The 5,392-nt window shown below is 47.9% G+C and carries 1 protein-coding gene; it reads left to right on the forward strand.

Going from position 1 to position 5,392, the window contains the following annotated elements:
- Nucleotides 1–5,392, forward strand: a 5,392-nt coding sequence (locus tag KDK19_RS18690) for a hypothetical protein (RefSeq protein WP_257292590.1), incomplete at both ends; no start/stop codon positions are given.

Raw genomic sequence — 5,392 nt, forward strand, 5'->3', positions numbered from 1 at the left:
GAATGAGAAAATTTCGTCCCAATGCATTAAGCCTTGCCGTAGCCATTGCCATCAGTTCTTCCATCATTGTCACACAGGCACTGGCCGATCGCAGGTTGCAGACAAAATCTATCGATATTACAGACAATGGACCTGTGGAGTTTACCCGGAGTGAGAGCATTGTTCGGCCAACGTTAGGTGATGACCAGCAGCCAATACCCGGATCTTTCACAACCACCTACTCTTATCAGGCTCAAGTCAGTGCAGGTTATGTCATTCCTGCTAAAGGTTTTACAGATATTCTTTCTGATTTCTGCGGGGGTGTTTCCAGCGTTGATCTGTTTGAAACAGACGAAAATGACGTTGCCCGAAAATACATTAAAGTCCTGAAGGTGGGTGATGAGGAAGTCTTCAGGTTTACCCATAATCTTGAAGAAAAGGAACTGGTCATTGAAGTCAGAAGCGGAATGACTGATCGGGACTCAGTTGAGGCTGTTCGCTCTCAGTTGGCTGGCATGGAATCATTGGAACCGTTAACGAAAATTGCCAGCCACACTCAACTGTTCTGGCTGCTGGAAGGTGCTGAGGAGAGAGCGGGAAACCTCGGCAAAAGTGATCACTATGTTTCCCTGGCTACCATTGAAGTCGACAAGGTTGAAGTGAATGGGCGTACCTTCATGCGTCTTATCTCAGGGGGTGATCAGCCCCCCGAACTGCAACGTCTGGGTCAATCACTCTTTGTCAATGATGAGGCTCTCCTGGCAGCAGCCACCTCGGCCTACATCCAGGTTCATATCCTCAGAGAGAATATACAACAGCAGGCTCTTAATGAACTATTGGCATACAGTAAACCCGTCGGATATGTTGTGCATGTCAAGGATGACAAACAGGTTTATCCTGTGCCTGCAGGTTATCCAATGCTGAAAGTAGAGGAAGCTCCGGGAGAGGTTATTGTTTTCTATGGTCAGATGCAGAATCCCCATGATATTGCTTTTGTAGAAAGCCTGCATAAGCACTGGGAAGAAGATAAGAGTAGTAACTCTGCCCCGGCATTAACGACACACGTTAAAAAATACAAGCTCGAAAGCTACCTGTACATCATTCGAAGCAGGCAGATGGAAATGCTGGAGGAGTTTACTGGGAGGCTCGACGCCGCTGCTGACACAGATCAACCCACAACACTTTCAAATGAAGACAAACTGACGATGCGTGCGCTTGCATTCTATGAATCTCTCCGGCAGGCATTGACCAGTGCTATTCCACATGGAGCAGATGAATTTGAGTTCACACTGGAACACATCAGAGTCGTTTCTTCAGTCATCACGCCAATCTGGATGCATAATCAACTCGTAAAACACTTCAGTTTCAAACCCGTATTTAGAAATCTTCTGATTAACCCGCACTTTGTTCAGAATATTCAGAAAGTGATACCCGTTATCAGCCATATCAACAAGCTGCAGATCGACACTTCCCGGGAAGACGGAGAGTTTGCTTCCAAAGTCATGAGCGATATGATGAACAGACAGCTGTCAGAGTTTAACAACGATCTGGAGAGGTTGCGGGTAAAAGAGGCCAAACTCGTCGAGCTAAACGAAAAATTACTTTACGCAACGGAACAAGCCGAAGAAACAAAGGCCATTGCCGTTCGTAGTCATGAGGAAAAACTGAGAGACAGGCAACGCTACGAAAATTCGCTTGCACTGTTAAGTGTCGAGCTGAAAGATCTGGAGAATCAGAATCAGAAAATACGGGATGCAGTCCATCGGATTCCATCACAGGTAAAACAAGTCCTTGGTGCCAGAACAGATGCCAAAATCGCTCATAACGCTCAAATGGCAGGGGATTTTGCTACTAATAACCAGGATGATAGCCTGCTACCCCAAGATCAAGACGAACTCCCCGGAAGAAAACTTCTTGAGAACATCATTGCACTGACCAAATTACCTGGGGCAAAACCACCTGATAGAGAAATCTTCAAAGCAATACTAGCCTTCCCTGAAGGCCTGCCCGGTATAACTCCGGTCAATGAAAACGATCTGGTTGCCCGCTTTCAGTCCACTCAACAGCAACCGGAAGAAGATGCGGATTCACCCGTTGGGCAAGAACTACCCGTCGTTGGACAGATCGGTCGGAGTCCCGTCAACGAAGCTGATCTGGAAGTCCGTCAAAAAGCCATTCAACAACACTCCGGAGAGAAAGCTCAGGTCGCTCGACAACATCCTCAGCAACGAAGCTTCAGAACAGATACTACAAGAGAAGCTGAAATCAAATCCCATCATGCAACCATTGCCGCACGCTTACACATTTGGAATTTTGACAACAATGCAGATGTTTTCGTTCAACATGAACGCCTGATTCAAAAAATCAATACGATTAATGATAAAAAAGGACGTCTGCGTCAACAACTTGAGGCCATCAATGCTCAGCAAGAACAACCGCCTCAGAGAGTTCAGAGAAGCAGAGATGCTCGCACCTCCTCTAAATCTAACACTGAAGAGGATCTAACAGTTACTCTTGGTGTTGAGCTGAATGATAACACCACTCCCGAAGAACTCGACGCCGTGGAAGTGGCAATAAACATGACGCTCTTCGAGCTTGAAAGGCTGAAAGAAATAATGGATCGAACACTGGCTCCCAAAACCAGGCCTGAAATACTCAGTACACTGACAAGCGTGGAAAAAATTCTGGAGGACGACCGTCTCAGTTATGAGGACGACGTGTATCTTCATCGCCAGATCATTTCTGAAGACTTGCAGAAGTACATCATAAATGCCAAAGAGCGCCTGGAGAAAAACGCCCTGATCATACTGGAAGGCTCAGAAAAATTATTCAACATCGACATCAATGAAGGTGATGACAAAGCAGCAAGACTTGAGAGGATTCACAAAAGGCTTGATGGCGATGATATCTCAGCTGACGACCTGGATGAGATGGACAAGATCATCTGGAGCGATTACAGCACGGCTTGGGAAGATCTGAGAGGAAGGGATTTCAGGCTCGAAACGATTCATCAGTGCCTTAGATCTGAAGTCGAAGTATCAGAAGAGCGAGTCAAAAATGAACAGGCACATTATCTTTCGGCTATAGAACGGGCGCTGGAAATCAACCCTCGTAGAAGCGTTGCCGCTATAGAAAAAAGCAAGGCTTTTACTACTAAACTAGCCAATGATATGCAGGTAGAGTTTGAAAAGGATGTTAGCCTGAATGAGCAGAAGCGTATTCTGGTATCGAGAGCCTGGGCATTATTGTACGAGGTACTTGGAACCTACGAAGATGAAAGTGTCAAAAGAGACAGAAACAATGAAATAGCCCATCAACTCAACATTGAGGGCTATGAGGATCATGCCGCTATTGACGACCAGATTCGTCTAATTAGACATAAACTCTTGCGCTTCGGTACTGAAATTTATGAAGCGGGCCAGCTCGATGTTAATGGACGTGTCAAAGCCATTGAGGATGAGCTTGACAGGCAAATGGCTCCCCTGGGACCAAAACCCCGATTCGCTCTTGATCGTGAGCTGGCTGAAGCCAGACGGGCACTACAAGAAGCTGAAAGTGAGCAGAAGACGGCTAATAAAAAACTGAATGATATTCGTCGCATACAATTGGCAATCTGGCAGAGTCTTGCCGACCTCATGGCTGTCCCGGATGATGGCGCTGAGGGTGAACTGGCTTTGACCAGGAAAAAGTACAATCATGTCACAAAATTCCTGCGTGAGTACGACGGGAAAAGTACGCAACAGGCCCACGCCCTGCTTGAAGAGGCTGTTGCACAGGAGAATCTGGAAGCCGTTCCTGACACCACTGAAAAAGCCGTGGGTCTTAAACCAGAACCTGCCGACACCAGTACACAACAGGTTGATGCCCTGAGAAACAAACAGGCACAACCGGGCGGTCATGATGCTAGCAAGATCCAGCAACTGATTCAGGAAGAGTGCCGTCTGGAAGGTGAGATTGAAGTCAGGAAAGCAGACATTGAGAGAATGAAGGATGTCCTTATAGCTGCCGAGGAAGCCGTCAAAAATGATGACGGTCCCTTTCAGTGCACGCCGAGGCAGGCAAAAGTTCTGGACGCCATCCACACATTCACGCAGCAGCACTCTCTCAAGAAACAAGCCCTGGAAGCCGCAATAGGTCTGGCAGAATTAGCCGTAGAAAGTGGTGAGGACATACCCGACTTTACGACTTTCGATTTTGACGAAGAATTTGCACCGGTCCACCTGCGGGCATTGGTCGGAGACACTCTGACGTTTGATCAGGCCAATCGGATTGTGACAGTCTTCAAGAGTCTGAAGACGACCTTCCCGGCCCCCGCTTTCGAATCTGTAGAAAATCAGCCTTCGAATGTGCTGAGAAACATCCAGCAGCTGATGTACAGGGCCAGGGATGAGTTGCAAAGCGGAGCTAAACAATACGACGACGAAATTCTCGGCATGGGCAAAACAGCCATTCACTACGTCGATTATGAGCCGGGGAACCTAAACAGCTTCTCCGAATACTTAGCTGCCCGTTATGCCAGTGGTAACAAGATCATCGCTCTGCTACGTGAAGGTCTGATCAGCAAGGTTGAACTTCAGAACTATATTAAGGCTATCAGAGGCGTCGCCGGATATCAGACAGTGGATGAATTTGAACACTTTCTTGGCTACAGATACGGCGTCAATGTGATTCACTTCAGTGCCGTTGTCGATATGCTATCCGATAAGGGTGCTGAAGAATTCATGGAGAATGCCTTTACTCCTGTGACTGTGACCGCGACTGGCCCAGCAGGTATGAAAGAGTCTGTCGTCGGCATGAAAGAGTATGCAGCTGCCGTCATCGCCAACTACGTTCTTGACGATATCGCCTTTGAAAATGGCCGCAAGACAGCAGCATTCCTGACCAATATTCAGGACACGCTGACACCTTATGCCAATACTGCCGGCATCTCAGAATCAGACCTGATCAAGGTTATCCATGACACGTTGATGCGGGCTCACGCCGCAGCGATTGAGCGGCAGCTGAATGATTACTGGATCAAGCCTTCAGCCTTTCTGGTACAAGCTGTCACCTGGTACTACTCCAGCTACAAACCTCTACTGGTGACCCAAACCGCCATGGAGGCTGCCAACCTGTCCCTCTCAAACACGGCGTTCCTCTATCTTCTGGATCTGACGAGCCGGGGTGATTACACCCACAGAATGCTCACACCTTTCCAGCACTGGCTGGAACGCTATGGTTTTGATCTTGACCGAACCGGGCAATATGCCTACCACAGTGGCATTGAAAAAGTCACTGAAGTGGGCGGGCTGGCAATGCCACTGGGCAAGGCCGCGTCCTCAGTCATTCTGCTGAGAACCGGCTCTATGCTGTTTGCCAGACAGTACAACGCCAACCCGCATATGTATCGCAGTATTTCCCGTCTGGTTCCCGA

The organism is Endozoicomonas sp. ONNA1, from assembly GCF_024606325.1.
Lineage (GTDB): Bacteria > Pseudomonadota > Gammaproteobacteria > Pseudomonadales > Endozoicomonadaceae > Endozoicomonas_A.